Annotated in this window: 17 protein-coding genes and 1 other RNA gene; 10 read left to right on the plus strand and 8 right to left on the minus strand. The window is 70.8% G+C overall.

Annotation, left to right across the window (positions count from 1 at the left end):
* Positions 1-26 precede the first annotated feature (26 nt).
* The 6 genes from VGN74_RS05675 (at position 27) to VGN74_RS05700 (ending at position 6,505) form a co-directional block, all read left to right on the plus strand.
* Positions 27-2,093 carry a tail fiber domain-containing protein gene (locus VGN74_RS05675; RefSeq protein ID WP_327446387.1) on the plus strand — a complete coding sequence of 689 codons (2,067 nt, stop codon included), beginning with the start codon at positions 27-29 and terminating at the stop codon, positions 2,091-2,093.
* Positions 2,090-2,284, plus strand: a complete 195-nt coding sequence (locus VGN74_RS05680) for a hypothetical protein (RefSeq protein WP_327446388.1) — start codon at positions 2,090-2,092, stop codon at positions 2,282-2,284. The genes VGN74_RS05675 and VGN74_RS05680 overlap by 4 nt, the downstream gene beginning before the upstream one ends.
* Complete coding sequence (locus VGN74_RS05685; protein ID WP_327446389.1) at positions 2,281-2,838, plus strand: D-Ala-D-Ala carboxypeptidase family metallohydrolase; 558 nt, start codon at positions 2,281-2,283, stop codon at positions 2,836-2,838. The genes VGN74_RS05680 and VGN74_RS05685 overlap by 4 nt, the downstream gene beginning before the upstream one ends.
* A complete protein-coding gene (locus VGN74_RS05690; protein ID WP_327446390.1) occupies positions 2,838-3,251 on the plus strand; it encodes a DUF1353 domain-containing protein in 414 nt (137 codons plus the stop codon). Before VGN74_RS05685 ends, VGN74_RS05690 begins: the two co-directional genes overlap by 1 nt.
* A gap of 223 nt (positions 3,252-3,474) precedes the next feature.
* On the plus strand, positions 3,475-5,493 hold the full coding sequence (locus VGN74_RS05695) for a TonB-dependent receptor (RefSeq protein ID WP_327446391.1): 2,019 nt from the start codon (positions 3,475-3,477) through the stop codon (positions 5,491-5,493).
* A gap of 37 nt (positions 5,494-5,530) precedes the next feature.
* Positions 5,531-6,505, plus strand: a complete 975-nt coding sequence (locus tag VGN74_RS05700; protein WP_327446392.1) for an FAD:protein FMN transferase — start codon at positions 5,531-5,533, stop codon at positions 6,503-6,505.
* Here VGN74_RS05700 and VGN74_RS05705 read toward each other — a convergent pair.
* A complete protein-coding gene (locus VGN74_RS05705) occupies positions 6,502-6,696 on the minus strand; it encodes a DUF4169 family protein (protein ID WP_327446393.1) in 195 nt (64 codons plus the stop codon). The genes VGN74_RS05700 and VGN74_RS05705 overlap by 4 nt on opposite strands.
* A gap of 116 nt (positions 6,697-6,812) precedes the next feature.
* Between VGN74_RS05705 and VGN74_RS05710 the strand changes: the two genes are divergently transcribed.
* The gene (locus VGN74_RS05710) at positions 6,813-7,208 is read left to right on the plus strand and encodes a YccF domain-containing protein (RefSeq protein WP_327446394.1); all 396 of its coding nucleotides are present in this window, start codon (positions 6,813-6,815) and stop codon (positions 7,206-7,208) included.
* A gap of 5 nt (positions 7,209-7,213) precedes the next feature.
* On the opposite strand, the gene VGN74_RS05715 is transcribed toward VGN74_RS05710, so the two are convergent.
* Positions 7,214-7,945: an AAA family ATPase gene (locus VGN74_RS05715; protein WP_327446395.1), complete on the minus strand. Its 732-nt coding sequence runs from the start codon at positions 7,943-7,945 to the stop codon at positions 7,214-7,216.
* Positions 7,946-7,949: 4 nt separating this feature from the next.
* Positions 7,950-9,341, minus strand: a complete 1,392-nt coding sequence (fumC, locus tag VGN74_RS05720; RefSeq protein ID WP_327446396.1) for a class II fumarate hydratase — start codon at positions 9,339-9,341, stop codon at positions 7,950-7,952.
* Positions 9,342-9,468: 127 nt separating this feature from the next.
* On the opposite strand from fumC, the gene VGN74_RS05725 reads away from it, so the two are divergent.
* The gene (locus VGN74_RS05725; RefSeq protein WP_327446397.1) at positions 9,469-10,185 is read left to right on the plus strand and encodes a sulfotransferase family 2 domain-containing protein; all 717 of its coding nucleotides are present in this window, start codon (positions 9,469-9,471) and stop codon (positions 10,183-10,185) included.
* A gap of 22 nt (positions 10,186-10,207) precedes the next feature.
* Positions 10,208-10,585, plus strand: coding sequence for a RusA family crossover junction endodeoxyribonuclease (locus tag VGN74_RS05730; RefSeq protein WP_327446398.1), 378 nt, complete (start codon positions 10,208-10,210; stop codon positions 10,583-10,585).
* Here VGN74_RS05730 and VGN74_RS05735 read toward each other — a convergent pair.
* From VGN74_RS05735 to miaA, 5 genes are all read right to left on the minus strand, one after another.
* Complete coding sequence (locus tag VGN74_RS05735; protein WP_327446399.1) at positions 10,558-10,965, minus strand: GFA family protein; 408 nt, start codon at positions 10,963-10,965, stop codon at positions 10,558-10,560. The genes VGN74_RS05730 and VGN74_RS05735 overlap by 28 nt on opposite strands.
* Before the next feature lie 57 nt (positions 10,966-11,022).
* Positions 11,023-11,781: a C13 family peptidase gene (locus tag VGN74_RS05740; protein WP_327446400.1), complete on the minus strand. Its 759-nt coding sequence runs from the start codon at positions 11,779-11,781 to the stop codon at positions 11,023-11,025.
* Positions 11,782-11,790: 9 nt separating this feature from the next.
* Positions 11,791-12,282 carry an SspB family protein gene (locus tag VGN74_RS05745; protein ID WP_327446401.1) on the minus strand — a complete coding sequence of 164 codons (492 nt, stop codon included), beginning with the start codon at positions 12,280-12,282 and terminating at the stop codon, positions 11,791-11,793.
* Between the two features lie 131 nt (positions 12,283-12,413).
* Positions 12,414-12,777: a transfer-messenger RNA gene (gene ssrA / locus VGN74_RS05750) on the minus strand.
* Positions 12,762-13,652 (minus strand): tRNA (adenosine(37)-N6)-dimethylallyltransferase MiaA, encoded by an 891-nt coding sequence (gene miaA, locus VGN74_RS05755; RefSeq protein WP_327446402.1) that lies wholly within the window; start codon positions 13,650-13,652, stop codon positions 12,762-12,764. The genes ssrA and miaA overlap by 16 nt, the downstream gene beginning before the upstream one ends.
* Before the next feature lie 70 nt (positions 13,653-13,722).
* On the opposite strand from miaA, the gene VGN74_RS05760 reads away from it, so the two are divergent.
* On the plus strand, positions 13,723-14,781 hold the full coding sequence (locus VGN74_RS05760) for an Mrp/NBP35 family ATP-binding protein (protein WP_327446403.1): 1,059 nt from the start codon (positions 13,723-13,725) through the stop codon (positions 14,779-14,781).
* The last annotated feature ends 52 nt before the right edge of the window (positions 14,782-14,833 follow it).

Consider the following 14,833-nt stretch of genomic DNA (forward strand, 5'->3'; position numbering starts at 1 on the left):
GCCGCCGTTGCGCCGAACGTGCGCCCATGGCCCGCCACGTCCAGATCCCTGAGTTGGTCGACCCGATCACGTACGTGGTGGGCGCGACGCCGCAGTCTGCGTTCGCGATCACCTTCCCGTTCTGGGCGGCCGAGGACATCATCGTGTCGGTCGACAATGTGGTGGTGGCGCCGTCCGAGTATTCGGTCGAGGGCGCGTTCCTGCAGGACGGCGACACGGTCGAGGGCGGCTACGGCTCCGGCACGCTGACGCTGGACGCGGCCGTGAGCAGCACGACGGTCACGATCGACCGTCTGGTGCAGCCGCTGCGTGAGACGGACCTGTCGGCGACCGGGCCCCTGCCGACCCGCGTGCTGAACAGCGACCTCGACAAGCTGACCGCGCGCGATCAGGACATCCTGCGCATCGCCCGTCGTGGTGGTGGTGGCGGCGGAGGTGCAGGCTCTGTGCTGTTCGCCTCGCAGGATGAAATCCAGGCTGGCCTTTCGTCCACCAAGGCCATCGCCCCGGATCAGGCGTTCCTCGGGATGCCGGTGGTCAACCGCTACATCACCTGCGACGAGCGCCCTGACCCGCGTGTGGCCAACGGTGTAGGCGGCATCGCCGCGGCGTTTAATGGCGACCAGAGCTACAACGCCGTGCGCGTTCGGTCGATCCTTACGGGGGACGTGCTCGGCGCGCCTGAGACCGGATACCTCTACACGGAGGAGACGGTTCCCTGTCGCATCTACTTCGTGAACCGCTCGGGTCACAACGAGGAGACTGACGGCAACGACGGTCGAACCGGGGCGGCGGCGATGCGTATTTCCGTCACCGCCAACCAGACGGTGCAGGGCGACACGATGGCGTTCAACGTCACGGCGTCGGTGGGGGGCGCCAAGGACGGGGCCACGCACTTCCTCGCCAACCCGGCAGTGGGCATGTTCGCGGGCGATGCGGTCGCCCTGAACGCCGGCGTGTACCTGAACCCGCGCGAGATCATCCTGCGGGATGGCGGCTACGACGTGGCCGCGGCCGGCGACGTGGTGAACATGGTGCGCGACAACGCCACCGGGGCCTTGGGGGCCACCTGGTTCGGCTATCGCGTCCAGAACCAGGGCACTCAGGCGATCGATGCCGGGTACTCGCTGGCGGGCACATTCAAGACCGGGGTCGACTTCACGGCGACCACCTTCACCGGCGCCGCCATTGCCCTGAAGGCCGGGCAGGCGATCCACATGAACGCCACCAACTCTGACGCCCTGAGCTTCCCGAACGGAGTGCTGGCTGGCGATGAGTTCTTCCGGTGGAACGCCAGCACGTCGGCCTTCGAGTTCGCCATCGACAACACGGTGCGCGCCAGCCTGGGGGCGACTTCGGCGCTGGTGGGCGGCATTCAGTTCTCGACCGGAACGGGCTCGCCAGAGGGTGTCGTGTCCGGCGCGCGCGGCGACCTGTACGTCGACACCTCCGGGGCTGTTGGCTCGACCCTGTGGGGCAAGCGGGACGGCACCCGCGCCTCGCCCACGACGACCAACTGGGAAACCCTCGGCGCGCAGCCGTCGCGCGCCCTGATCGCCAAGGCCGGGATCATCGTTGACGACAACCAGACCCTGAACGGCCGGGTCAGCGGTACGGCGCGGCGAATGCTGTCCTACTTGGCGGACGGGTTTCTGCAGCTCGGAGACTCGCTCGCATCGAACCCGATTGCGGTATTCCAATCGATGGTGCCAGACACGGCGTCGGGCGCAAAAAACCTCGGCGGCAACAGCACTGCGCTCCGCTGGGGTACGATCTATCTGACCAACGCCCCGAACGTCTCGTCGGACGCCCGGCTCAAGACGGACGTGCAGGCGCTGGACGGCGCGGAGTTGATCGACGGGGTCGCCGCGGTCAGCTTCCGCCGCACCGACGCCGAGGACACGGAGCGCCGCCACTACGGCTGGCTGGCGCAGGACGTGGATGCTGCGGCCGAAGCGGCCGGGCTCCCGGACATCACGGGCGTTGGCGACGACGGCATGTACAGCCTGACGCCCGACGCCATGCTGGCCGTGCTGTGGAACGAAGTCCGGGTGCTGCGAGCGCGGGTGGCTGAACTGGAGGGCGCGGCATGAGCGACAAACGAACCATCGCCGGAGCTTACCAGAAGATCGAGGCCCACGAGGATTTGTGTGCGGAGCGCTACCGCAACATCAACTCCTCCATTTCGGACCTGAAAGGCCTGCTCAAGTGGGCCCTTGGCTTCGTCGCTTCCACATGCGTGGCCGTGATCGGCTACCTCGGACATCAGGTGATCAGCGGATGAGCGAACTTAACCGCAAGCTGCTGGAGCATGTGGACGCCATGCGCGCCCTGCTGACAGCGCCGCAGCCCCCGGCGACGCCCGCTGCACCGCCGCCGGCGGCCGGTCGCCTCTCCGAGAACTTCACCCTCGCGGAGATGACGCACAGCAACACCGCCGTGGCGCGCGGCCTGAACAACACCCCGCCGGCCCAAGTGCTCGACCAGCTGTATCTGACGGCCGACCGCATGGAGCGCGTCCGGTCGATCCTCGGCAACAAGCCGATCCGCGTCACCTCCGGGTATCGCAGCCCCGAGGTCAACCGGGCGGTCGGCGGCAGCGCGAACAGCGCGCATGTGACCGGCCACGCCGTCGACTTCACCTGCCCGGAGTTCGGCACGGTGGCCGAGGTGGCGCGCGCCCTGGCGAACGCCGGCACGGCGCTGGGCCCGTTCGATCAGATCATCGAGGAGTTCGGCTCGTGGGTGCACATCGGCTTCGGCCCGGGTGATCGCCGCCAGCTGCTGACGGCCCGGAAGGTCAACGGCAAAACCGTCTACAAGCCGGGGATCGCCTGATGACCGCGCGGATGACCGGCGGCTGGCACTACCGGCTGCTCAACGAGGCGAAGAACGGGCTGGAGAAGGTCGAGACGCTGGAGGATCTGGTGTGGGGCGTCGAGGGCCCGGACGGGCCGACCTTCGTCGTTGTGCCGGCCGGCGAGGTGACGGACTTCGCAAGCATGCCGTGGGCCGCGCGGCGCGTCCTGCCGTCGTTTGGCCCGTGGGCGCGCGCGGCGGTGCTGCATGACTACCTGTACCGGACGCGCGGGGAGGGCGGCCGGTGGACCCGGAAGCAGGCCGACGACATGTTCGCCGAGGCCATGGCCGCCATCGCCGCCACGCGCTCCGACGGCCAGCCGGACGCCTTGAAGCGCGCGATCATCCACCGGGCCGTGCGGGCCTTCGGCGCGGGCGGCTGGGGCTCCTGAACCTCCGGACCTGCGCCGTCCGCCCGTGACATTTCAGGGCCTTAGCTGGCCGGAACTGGCCGTGAACGGTCGGGGCTCGGCAAGCGATTTCAGGCGCTTGGCACTCCCTCTTAATCAGCGGGTCGTAGGTTCGAACCCTACATCACCCACCATCGTCCTTTCCTGCACAGCCGCGACCAACTGACGGGGAGCCTTTGCGGCTCGGGTCCGCTAGGGACCGCGCATGTTCCAGGACGTCCCGCCCCCCGTTCCCTCCGCCACGCCCACTGTCGAGCAGGTGGTGATCACCGGCGCGCGCCTGCCCACCGCCGCCTCGGAGGCGGCCTTCGCCCGGATCCGGCTGGACGCGGCCGATCTGGCGCGAACCCCGCGGCTTGACGAGGCGCTGCGGCAGGTCCCGGCGGTGTCCCTGTTCCGGCGCACCACCAGCCTGTCGGCCAACCCGACCACCCAGGGGATCAGCCTGCGCGCCATCGCACCGTCGGGGGCCGGTCGCACCCTCGTCACGCTGGACGGGGCGCCGCTCAATGATCCCTTCGGCGGCTGGGTGATCTGGTCCCAGGTCCCGCCGGAGAGCCTGCAGGCGGTCGATCTGGTGCGGGGCGGCGGCTCGGGGCCGTGGGGCGCGGGGGCCCTGACCGGGGTGATCCGGCTGGCCGAGCGGGACCGGGGCGCGGTGTTCGACCTGTCGGCCGGGGAGGATGGCGGTCGGCGCGCCGTCGCCTCGGGCGGGACGACCGTCGGGCCGCTGCGGGTCGTGGCCACGGTCGCCGCCGAGGACAGCGACGGCTATCTCGCGGTGCGGGGGGCGCGGGCCGGGGCGGCGGATCAGCCGCTCGACTTCACCAGCCGCAGCGCCGCCGCGCGTCTGGAGGCCCCTGGCCCGCTGGAGACGGTGATCGCCGCCCGCGCCGGAATCTATGACGAGACCCGCGGCGGCGGCCTGGCCGGGGTCGGCTCGGCGGTGCAGGGCACACTGCTGAGCCTGGCGGCGGCGCGGGCGCCGGCCGCGGGGCGGCCCGGCTTCCGGGCGCTGGTCTGGCGGCACGACAGCGACCTGTCCAACCGCTTCGCCGCGGTGGCGGTGGACCGTTCGGGCACGACGCCGGCCTCGGTGCAGTTCGGCAGTCCGGCGACCGGCTGGGGCGCGACCCTCGCGGGCCGCTGGACCGGAACCCAGTGGGAAGCGGAGGCCGGCGTCGACGCTCGCCGCTTCGAGGGCGAGACGCGCGAGCTGTTCCGCTTCATGGGCGGGGCCTTCACCCGCGGCCGTGTGGCGGGCGGCGAGAGCGCCGTCACCGGGGCGTTCATCGACGCCTCCTGGCGCGGCGGGCCCTGGCTGCTGGTCGGGGGGCTGCGCGCCGACCACTGGAGCACCGGGGCGTCGCTGCGCCGCGAGACCGACCTGACCAATGGCGCGACCGTCCTCGACCTGCGTCCGGCGGACCGGTCCGGCGAGATCGTGACGGGCCGGGCGGCGCTGCGGCGCGACCTCGGCGAGGCGCTGGCGCTGCGGCTGGCGGCCTATTCCAGCTTCCGTCCGCCGACGCTGAACGAGCTGCACCGGCCGTTCCGGGTCGGCAACGACATCACCGAGGCCAACGCCGCGCTCGAGCCGGAGCGGCTGGAAGGCGTCGAGCTGGGGCTGGAGGGCGACGGCGCCCTGCGCTGGACGGCGACGGTGTTCGCCACGCGCCTGAGCGACCCGATCACCAATGTCACGATCGGGCAGGGGCCCGGAACCTTCCCCGTCGCCGGCTTCGTGCCGGCGGGCGGCGTCCTGCGCCAGCGCCAGAATGCGGGCCGGATCGAGGCGGTCGGGGTCGAGCTGTCGGCGCAGCGCGATCTGGGGCCGCTGTCGTTGCGCGGTGCGGCGGCCCTGACTGATGCCGAGGTCGACGGCGGGGCGGCGGCCCCGCAGCTGACCGGCCTGCGCCCGGCCCAGGCACCCGAATGGAGCGTCACCTTCGGGGCCGACTGGCGCGCCACGGAGCGGCTGACCCTGTCGCTGGACGGCCGGTACGAGAGCCGGCGCTTCGAGGACGACCTCAACAGCCGCGTGCTGGACGCGGCGACGACGGTGGACGCCCGGGCCCGCTACCGGCTGTCGGGCGCGGCCGAGGCCTGGGTGGCGGCGGACAACCTGTTCGACGCGGATGTGCCGACCGGCGTCACGGCGGACGGGGTGGAGAGTCTCGTGCCGCCCCGCACCCTGCGGCTGGGCGTGACCCTGACCTATTGAGCTTGGCGCCGCCGCCGCGAGCGGGCATCGATGGACGATGAGTCCCGACGCCCCTCTCGAGGATCGCCTGTTCATCCCGGCCGTGGGCACCCCGCCGCGGCCAGCGCCCGGGCGTCTGGTCTGGACCTTTGAGGATTCCCGGGCCCAGGTGCGTCTCGTCCCGCCGCCGGGCGCTCTGGAGCGCCCGTACCGCGAGACGGTGACGCGGGTGCTGGACGAGACGTTCGCCCTTCTGGACCGGCGCTCGCCCGCGTCGGAACTGGCGCGCTTCAATGGCGCTCCCGCGGGGACCTGGCGGCTGTCGGATCCGCTGTGGGCGATGCTCAACAGCGCTCTGGACCTTGCAGACGAGGTGAACGGGGCCTGGGACCCGACGCTCGGCGCCCTGACGGACTTCTGGATCGCCGCCGGCCGGGCCCTGTCGCTGACGCCGCCGGACGAGGCGGCGATCGCACCGGTGCGGGCCGTTTCCGGATGGCAGGGCCTTCGTCTGCACCGGCCGGGGCAGGCGGCGGTGCAGCCGGGCGGAACGGTGCTGGATTTTGATGATGTGGCCGCAGCGCTCGCCTGTGACCGGGTCATGGCCGCGCTGACGGAATCGGGCGTGGAGGCCGCCTGCATCCGCAGCGGTGACAATGCGCTCGGGCGCGGGCTGCTCTGGGATGGCCAGCCCTGGTGGGCCGATCTGTGGCCGGCCGGCGCGCGGAGCGAGCCGCGGCTGGTCGGCGCCCTGCTGAACCTCGGTCTGGGCGTCAGCGGCCTCGATCCGGACGCGCCGTCGCCGGTGGACGGCGCCGCCGGCCGGCGCGTGGCGCACGGGCTGGTGGGGGTGGCGACGCTGGATCCCTCCTGTTTCCGGGCCCAGGCCCTGGCGAGGGCGTTGCATGTGCTTGGCCCCTATGAGGGGCCGGCCTTCGCCGAGGCCATGGACCTGCCGGCCCTGTTCGTCGAGCGCGGACCGGGCGGGCTGCTGTACCGGCTCTCGCCGGCGCTGGCGGCGATGGAAGGCTAGTCCGCCGCCCCGTCGCCGGGATCGCGTTTCGCGCCGTCGAGCCGGCGGGTTTCCAGCTCCGAGGTCCGCGCCGCCTGCTCGCGCTCGGCCTTGCTGCGTCCGAAGGCGGCCCGGTTGGCGGCGGCTCCGGCCTTGTCCGCCGCCCGCGCCTTCGCCTTGCGCGCCCGGTTCAGGTTGATGATTTCGGCCATCCGGCGCTCCTGCGACGCTCCGAGGCCCTGTCTAACGCGCCTTACGCCGAATTCACACCGGAGCCGCGCGGCCTCGCGTATCCATGGGCCTCGGCCCGGTCCGGGAGAGCGCGTCCATGATCCGTCTGATCCTCAACATCCTGTGGTTCATCCTCGGCGGCTGGCTCAGCGGCCTGCTGTGGCTGCTGGGCGGGGCGCTGCTGGCGCTGACCGTGGTCGGTCTGCCCTGGACTTTCGCCGCCTGGCGGATCGCCAGCTACTCCTTCTGGCCGTTCGGGCGGGAGGTGGTCTGGCGCGAGCCGGACGCCACAGCCCTGGGGGCCGGATGTCTCGGCATCGGCCTGAACGTGATCTGGTTCGTCTTCGCCGGCTGGTACATCGCCCTGTCCCACGTGCTGATCGCTGTCGCCGAGGCCATCACCGTGATCGGCATCCCCTTCGCCATAAAGGATCTCGAGCTGGCCAAGCTGGCGCTGGCCCCCATTGGCCGGACGATCCGCGACAAGCCGTGAGGCCCTCAGTCGGGCTTCAGCAAGACCTCCAGCATTCTCTCCCGCCGGGTCAGGAAGCTGCGCGTGACCCGATAGTGGTCCGTGTCTTCATAGGCGACCCGCTGAAGGCCGGTGTCCGAGGCCTGGTAGATCCAGGCATGGGGGTACGCCAGTAGAATGGGCGAGTGGGTCGCGATGATCAGCTGGGAGCGCGCGAGGACCAGCTCGTGCATCCTCGCCAGGAACGCCAGCTGCCGCGTTGGCGACAGCGCCGCCTCGGGTTCGTCCAGAATATAGAGCCCGTCGCCGATGAAGCGGTTGTCGAACAAGGCGAAGAAGCTCTCGCCATGCGACTGTTCGTGCAGGGATTTGTCGCCGTACCGACTGGCCCCGGCGCCCTCGAGGTAGCTGGCGACGGTGAAGAAGCTCTCGGCCCTGAGGAAGAACCCGTCCTGGAGGCGTCCGGACGACCGGATGGGGCGAACGAAATGATGCAGCGGGGAATGCGAGGGCCGGGTGCCGAACCGATGCTCGCGTCCCCCACCCTCGGCGTTGAAGCCCCAGGCCACGGCCAGGGCCTCGATCAAGGTTGATTTGCCCGAGCCGTTTTCACCCACGAGGAAGGTGACGTTCGGGTGGAACGCCAGCCGCTCGAGCCCCTTCAGGACTGGAAGGTTGAAAGGGTAGGCGTCGGCGTCCCAGCCGTCCCGCCGCTCGAACACGGCCTCGGTCCAGTAGGGACGCTCCAGCGCCGTCATGGCCTCAGCCCGGCGAGATCATCTTCTCGGGGCGGACGTACTGATCGAATTCCTCGTTGGTCAGATAGCCGCCGCCGACCGCCTCCTCGCGCAGGGTGGTGCCGTTCCTGTGCGCCGTCTTGGCGATCTTGGCGCAGGCGTCGTAGCCCAGCTTGCCGTTCAGGGCGGTGACCAGCATCAGGCTGTTCTCGACGCCCTTGCGGATGTTGTCGACGCGCGGCTCGATGCCGACCACGCAGTTGTCCGTGAAGCTGATCGCCGCATCGGCCATCAGGCGCACGGACTGCAGGAAGTTATAGGCCATCACCGGGTTGAACACGTTCAGCTCGAAGTGGCCCTGCGAGCCGGCGAAGGTGATCGCTGCGTGGTTGCCGAACACCTGGACGCACACCTGGGTCAGGGCCTCGCACTGGGTCGGATTGACCTTGCCGGGCATGATCGACGAGCCGGGCTCGTTCTCCGGCAGGGACAGCTCACCGAGACCGGCGCGCGGGCCGGAGCCGAGGAAGCGGATGTCGTTGGCGATCTTGAACAGGCTGGCGGCCACCGTGTTGATCGCCCCGTGGCTCATCACCATGGCGTCGTGGGCCGCGAGGGCCTCGAACTTGTTCGGCGCGGTCGTGAACTTCAGGCCGGTGATCTGGGCGATCTTGTCGGCGACCCCTTCGGCGAAGCCGACCGGGGCGTTCAGGCCGGTGCCGACGGCGGTGCCGCCCTGGGCCAGCTGCATCAGGTCCGGCAGGGTCGCCTCGATCCGCTCGATGCCCTTGGCGACCTGCTGCACATAGCCGGAAAACTCCTGGCCGAGGGTCAGGGGCGTGGCGTCCTGGGTGTGGGTGCGGCCGATCTTGATGATCTCCTTCCACGCCTGCGCCTTGTCGTTCAGCGCGTTGTGCAGCTTCTGCAACGCGGGCAGCAGCCGGTGCACCACCTCCTCGGCGCAGGCCACATGCATGGCCGTAGGGTAGGTGTCGTTCGACGACTGGCTCATGTTGACGTGGTCGTTGGGATGGACGGGCTTTTTCGAGCCCATCTCCCCGCCAAGGATCTCGATTGCCCGATTCGAGATCACCTCGTTGGCGTTCATGTTCGACTGGGTGCCCGATCCGGTCTGCCAGACCACCAGCGGGAAGTGGTCGTTGAGCTTGCCCTCGATGACCTCGTTGGCCGCCTGGACGATGGCGCCGCCGAGCGCCGGGTCGAGGCGGCCGAGCGCCATGTTGGTCTCCGCGGCGGCGCGCTTGACGATCCCGAGGGCGCGCACGATCGGCAGGGGCTGCTTCTCCCAGCCGATGCGGAAGTTGCCGAGGCTGCGCTGGGCCTGGGCGCCCCAGTAGCGATCGGCCTGGACCTCGATCGGGCCGAAGGTGTCGGTCTCGGTGCGGTGCGCGCTCATCGAAATCCTCCGCTTGGATGGCGCCCGCCCTGTAGCATGGCGGGCTTTTCGAACAAGGCGCGTTTGCCTCGTCCGGGGGGCTGTGCGAACGGGGCGTGAGCCGCCTCTTCTGAGCTCGGAGTCCCTGATGCTGGCCCGACCCGCCCCGACCCTCGTGAAGTACGATCCAGCCCGTCCGCTGATCTCCCTGCACGTGCCCAAGACGGCGGGAACCAGCCTGAGGCGTCATCTGGAGGCGTGGTTCCGTCCGGAGGACCTGCACTTCCACTACCGCGGCTGGAACGGCGAGGCTCCCGAAGCGACTAGGCCGAGGCCCGGCCTGTGCGTCCACGGCCACTTCAACCGCCTGCGCGGCGTGGGGGCGCTCCAGTACTATCCCGACGCCTCCCAGTTCATCATCTTCCTGCGCGACCCGTTCGACCGGTTTGTCTCCCTGTGGCGCTATCTGCACTACCAGCTGCAGTCCGGGATGACGGTCGACGGCTTCGAGGACGCGCCGCCGCTCGAGGCCTGGCTGGATCGTCGCGCAGCCGCTGACCCCGCCGCCGATCCGTTCTCCTTCCTCGCCCAGTTTCCGGAGGCGCCTGACCTGTCGGACCCCGGCAGTCCGTTTCGTTCCGGGTTCGTGTCGATCGGGGTCATGGAGGCCTATGCGGCCTCGCTGGATCAGCTCGCGCGCCGACTCGGTCGCACGCCGCCGGAAGAGCCGGCCCATCTCAATGTGGGCACGGGACCGACCGGCGACTTTGCCCATTTCCGCGGCCGCCACGAGGCGGCGTTCGCCTTCGAACATGAGGTCTACGCCCGGGCCGCCAGTCTCGTCCGGCAGGCGACGCCGGCGTGATCCGCGTCAGGGCATTCCGGCGATGACCGGCGGCTGGATCGGCGCCGGCAAGGTGAGGGCGCGCGAGGTCGGCCCCGCGGTCGAGATCACCATCGACGGCCTGACCACCCAGGCGAAGTACTACAAGCCGCTGGTCTATGAGTTCATGCGCAAGGAATGGCGCGGGGCGCGGCCAGCGTGGGGCGACCATGTGGTCGAGATCGTCATGGAACACGTCGGGGAGCCGCCGTGGATGGACCTCGACAACCTCGCCAAGGCGCTGCTGGACGCCATCAAGGGCTATCTGTTCCACGACGACTCGCAGGTCGCCCGGCTGGTGGTCGAGCGCCGGCCGGGTGAGCGCGAGCGCATCACCATCCGCGCCTTTCCGCGTCAGGCGTCCGGCGGCCCGCCGGGATAGCGTTCGAAGCTGGGCAGGTGCTCAAGCCGGTTCATCCAGGCGATGCGCTCGGCGGTCTGGATCTGGCCCTGCAGCGGGATGGCGTCGGGATCATCGAGCGTGGCGCTCTGCACGTCGATCTGGCCGGGGAAGATCTCGGCGTTTGTGTAGAACAGGCCTGTGCCGCAGCGACCGCAGAAGCCTCGCCGGCCATGTTCGGACGAGGCGTACCAGACCGGCTCGCCGGTGATCTTCACCTGGTCCGCCGGGGCGAGGGCCCAGGCGACCGCGGGCGCGCCCGACGCCTTGCGGCAGTCGAGGCAGTGGCAGAGCGCGTGATGGATCGCCTCGTCGGCGGTTTCGTAGCGGATCGCGCCGCAGTGGCAGCCCCCGGTGAGCATGGTTCCCTCCCAAATGTTGCCGGTTTGTTCTATACGGCCTGTGGCCGTGCGGCAACCTCAGGGCGCGATCGGGGGGAAGCGCAGCGTCGGGGCGAGCAGCTGCAGGGTGGCGCCGACCCGTAGCTGGGGCTCCGACGGCGGCGTCGCCCCTTCCTCATCCTCCCGACGCGCGACGCACGTCCGGGTCAGCCGGGCCAGGTCGAGGAGGTCCCCCGCCGCCGGCAGGCTCTCGATGAGGCAGCCGTCGAAGAAGGGATAGACCTGGTCCTCGCCGCAGCCGAACGAGTTGCGGTCGGGACGGGCGGCGGTCAGGACCATGCGGTTCGGGCCGGACAGGGCCCCCAGGAAGACGCCGGAGTAGCAGGCCGAGATCACGGCCACGGTCGGTCGCTCGCCGCAGGTCCGGCGCAGCAGGATCGCCAGCTGGCCCGGCGTCAGCTCGCCGTCGCCGAAGACGACGCCGTCGGTCGAGCCGTGGGAGGTCAGGTAGAACAGGCATCCGCCCCGCTCGGCGGGCGTCCCGAGGGCGGTCGCCGCGCGCAGCAGGGCGGCGTCCGGGGTGATCTTGGGCCTGGCGTCGGGGCGCAGGGTGAAAACATCGACCTGACCGAGCCCGCGCGCCTCGAGCCCGGCGGCGACATCGCGGATGGCGTTGTCGAAAGCGCGGATCGGCCGACCGTCCGTGGTCCGCCAGTCACCGGCGATCACCACCGCCCGCCAGTCGGCAAAGGGCGAGGGGCGGAGCGGCGAGGTCTGGGCGGCGGCAAGCGGGGCTGTCAGCAGCCAGATGAGCAGGATCGCCGCCAACCCCCGCATCGTCTCGCCCTACTTCTTGCGGAACTGGTCCAGCGAGATGACCTTCGGGCCTTCGTCGGCGGCGTCCCCGTCGGCGGCCGGCACAGCGGCTTCGGCGGCCGGCGCGACGGCCGGGGCGGGCGCGGGCGGCGGCGGCTCGAACTGCAGCAGGAACTGCACCGACGGATCGTAGAAGCGGACGATGGCGGCGTACGGCGTCGACAGGGTCTTGGGCGCGCCCCCGAACTTGAGCATCACCGAGAAGCCGTCCTCGCGCACGTCGAGGTCCCAGTACTGGTGTTGCAGGACGATCGTCATCTCCTCCGGGTATTTGGCCCGGATGTCCTCGGGCACGGACACGCCCTCGGCGTCGGTGCGGAAGGTGATGTAGAAGTGGTGTGCGCCGGGGATGCCTTCCGGGCTGGCGGCCCGATCCAGCGCGGCGCGGATGACCCCGCGCAGGGCCTCCTGGGCCAGCGCCTCGTAGTGCATCTCGTCGACCGGTGGCCGTTCCTGCGCCATGTAAACCTCACCCTTGAGCGGCCACAGATAACGCTCCCGACGGCGCGGCGGAAGGCGTCATCAAGCGGGGGCGGCGAAGAGTCTGCGGGGCGGGAAAGTCCCGGGCCTCTGTTGCCAGGCGCATGAGGGAAAGTGGGGGCTTCTGTTGCCAGGCGCCCCCGGGCCCCGCCCCGGGATCTGAACCCCGAGGACTTAAGTGTTCGAAATCAACCGAACCGCATTACGCGGCGAGGCGGACTTCACCAGCGAAGTTATCGTTCGCAGTTAGAAAATGGCCCGATACGGTGGGCCAGGACGAGCGAAAGCAATCCTCTTTACACGTCCGTCGATGCTAGTCGGCCCCGCACAGTCCCGCCGATAACGCGGAAGAGATTGGTGGAGCCGCCGGGATTCGCACCCGGGTCCGGTCCGCTTATTGCAGGCGCGTTTATCGCCATAGTCCGGGCGAACCCGGACAGGGCCAATATAGGCGCGACGGCTCAGGCTTCCAAGCCCGCCGGGCCAATCCGCGCCCAGTCGGGGGTCTGGTTCCTGAACCAGGTCAGCTGCCGTTTGGCGTAGTTGCGCGTCGCCTGCTGCAGCTGGACCAGCGCCTCATCCAGCGACGCCTCGCCACGGATGACGGTCGCGAGCTCGCGAACGCCGACCGCCTTCATCGCCGGCAGCTCCGGCGACAGGCCGCGGGCTAGCAGGGCCTCGACCTCGGCGAGCGCCCCGGTCTCGATCATGGCGACGGCGCGCGCGTCGCAGCCGGCGTAGAGCGCGGCGCGGTCCGGCTCCAGCACATGCCCGCGCCAGCTGCCCCGCGACAGCAGGGGAAGCGTGGCCGCCTGCCAGGCGCTGAGCGGACGTCCGGTGCCCTCGGCCACGGCCAGCGCCCGCACCAGCCGCTGGCGGTCACGCGGGCCGATCGTCGCCTCGGCGGCCGGGTCCAGCGTGCGGAGCCGCTCCCGCACGACGCTTTCGCCGGCGTCGTCAAAGAGGGTCGCCGCCGCGGCGCGGGCGGCTTCGCCCGGCTCGGGCACCTCGGCGAGGCCTCGGGTCAGGGCGTGGAAGTACAGGCCGGTGCCGCCGACCAGCAGGACGGGGCGGTTCTCGCCCGTCGCCGCCGCGATCAGCGGCAGGGCGGCGCGGGTCCAGCGCCCGACGGACCAAGCTTCGGCCGCATCGGCGATGCCGTAGAGGGCGTGGTCGGCCGTGGCCTCGTCCTGCGCGGACGGCCGGGCGGTCAGCACCCGCAGGTCGGCGTACAGCTGCTGGCTATCGGCATTCAGGATCAGCCCGCCGTTGCGCTGCGCCCAGTCCAGCGCCAGGGCGGACTTGCCCGAGGCGGTCGGGCCGGCCAGCAGGGTGATCAGGGGCGACGTCATGGGGGCTTAAACCGCGTCCCGAGCGGCGATAGAAGCCCCTGACCCCTGCGATCCGTTCCCGGAGCCCGCCTTGCCCGACCGCGCCGCCGTCCTCGCCGCCCTCGAGGCGATCCCCGATCCGCGCACCGGACGGGGGCTGGTGGAAGCCGGTATGGTGCAGGGGCTGATGGTGGCCGACGACCGCGCCGGCTTCGTGCTGGAGGTGCCCGCAGCGGAGGCGGCGCGCTACGCCCCGGTGCGCGACGCCGCCGAGGCGGCGCTGAAGGCCCTGCCGGGGATGGCCCGGGTGTCCGTGGTGCTGACGAGCGAGGCGCCCCCTGCCGCGGCGCCCGCACGCAAGGCGGGCCTGTCGCCCGCCGCGCTCGATCAGGGCCGCGCCCGCGCGCCCGTGGCCAACGACCGACCCGCCCATGTGCGCCGGGTGCTCGCGGTCGGCAGTGGCAAGGGCGGGGTCGGCAAGTCCACGGTCGCGGTGAATCTCGCTGCAGCCTTCGCCCGGCGCGGCCTGCGCACCGGCATTCTCGACGCCGACGTCTACGGCCCCAGCCTGCCGACCATGCTGCGGCTCTCCGGCCGCCCGGATTACGTTGATGGGGCCATGGTTCCTCTGGAGGCCCAGGGGCTGAAGGCCATGTCGGTCGGCCTGCTGATGAAGGGCGACGACGCCATGATCTGGCGGGGCCCGATGGCGTCGCAGGCCCTGACCCAGATGCTGACCCAGACTCGCTGGGGGACCGAGCCGGAACCGCTCGACATTCTGGTGGTCGATCTGCCGCCCGGCACCGGCGATGTGCAGCTGACCCTGATCCAGAAGACGCCGCTGGACGGAGCGGTCATCGTCTCGACCCCGCAGGAGGTGGCGCTGGCCGACGCGCGGCGCGCGCACACCCTGTTCCAGCGCGTCAACGTCCCGACGCTGGGACTCATCGAGAACATGACCGGCCCCGTGTTCGGCCAAGGGGGCGCAGTGGCCGAGGCCGGCCGTCTGGGTGTCGATCTGCTGGGCGAGCTGCCGCTTGACGCCGCAGTGCGCGAGGCCGGCGACGCCGGCGCGCCGCTGGCGTCGGGCGAGATCGCCGGACGGTTCGACGCCATGGCCCACAGGCTCGCGCAAAAACTCGGCCTCTGAGGGTTTTCAAAGGCAACGGCAATCGCCACCTTGGCGGTTCCATTCGCTGCCC

The organism is Brevundimonas sp. (genome assembly GCF_035998205.1).
GTDB lineage: Bacteria > Pseudomonadota > Alphaproteobacteria > Caulobacterales > Caulobacteraceae > Brevundimonas.

Excerpts from the sequence above, each read along its gene's own strand:
- VGN74_RS05680 (WP_327446388.1), top strand. The coding sequence starts at position 2,090 with ATGAGCGACAAACGAACCATCGCCGGAGCTTACCAGAAGATCGAGGCC.
- VGN74_RS05730 (WP_327446398.1), top strand. The coding sequence starts at position 10,208 with ATGACCGGCGGCTGGATCGGCGCCGGCAAGGTGAGGGCGCGCGAGGTC.
- VGN74_RS05705 (WP_327446393.1), bottom strand. The coding sequence starts at position 6,696 with ATGGCCGAAATCATCAACCTGAACCGGGCGCGCAAGGCGAAGGCGCGG.
- VGN74_RS05710 (WP_327446394.1), top strand. The coding sequence starts at position 6,813 with ATGATCCGTCTGATCCTCAACATCCTGTGGTTCATCCTCGGCGGCTGG.
- VGN74_RS05740 (WP_327446400.1), bottom strand. The coding sequence starts at position 11,781 with ATGCGGGGGTTGGCGGCGATCCTGCTCATCTGGCTGCTGACAGCCCCG.
- miaA (WP_327446402.1), bottom strand. The coding sequence starts at position 13,652 with ATGACGTCGCCCCTGATCACCCTGCTGGCCGGCCCGACCGCCTCGGGC.
- fumC (WP_327446396.1), bottom strand. The coding sequence starts at position 9,341 with ATGAGCGCGCACCGCACCGAGACCGACACCTTCGGCCCGATCGAGGTC.
- VGN74_RS05735 (WP_327446399.1), bottom strand. The coding sequence starts at position 10,965 with ATGCTCACCGGGGGCTGCCACTGCGGCGCGATCCGCTACGAAACCGCC.
- VGN74_RS05745 (WP_327446401.1), bottom strand. The coding sequence starts at position 12,282 with ATGGCGCAGGAACGGCCACCGGTCGACGAGATGCACTACGAGGCGCTG.
- VGN74_RS05725 (WP_327446397.1), top strand. The coding sequence starts at position 9,469 with ATGCTGGCCCGACCCGCCCCGACCCTCGTGAAGTACGATCCAGCCCGT.
- VGN74_RS05700 (WP_327446392.1), top strand. The coding sequence starts at position 5,531 with ATGAGTCCCGACGCCCCTCTCGAGGATCGCCTGTTCATCCCGGCCGTG.
- VGN74_RS05695 (WP_327446391.1), top strand. The coding sequence starts at position 3,475 with ATGTTCCAGGACGTCCCGCCCCCCGTTCCCTCCGCCACGCCCACTGTC.
- VGN74_RS05715 (WP_327446395.1), bottom strand. The coding sequence starts at position 7,945 with ATGACGGCGCTGGAGCGTCCCTACTGGACCGAGGCCGTGTTCGAGCGG.
- VGN74_RS05690 (WP_327446390.1), top strand. The coding sequence starts at position 2,838 with ATGACCGCGCGGATGACCGGCGGCTGGCACTACCGGCTGCTCAACGAG.
- VGN74_RS05685 (WP_327446389.1), top strand. The coding sequence starts at position 2,281 with ATGAGCGAACTTAACCGCAAGCTGCTGGAGCATGTGGACGCCATGCGC.
- VGN74_RS05675 (WP_327446387.1), top strand. The coding sequence starts at position 27 with ATGGCCCGCCACGTCCAGATCCCTGAGTTGGTCGACCCGATCACGTAC.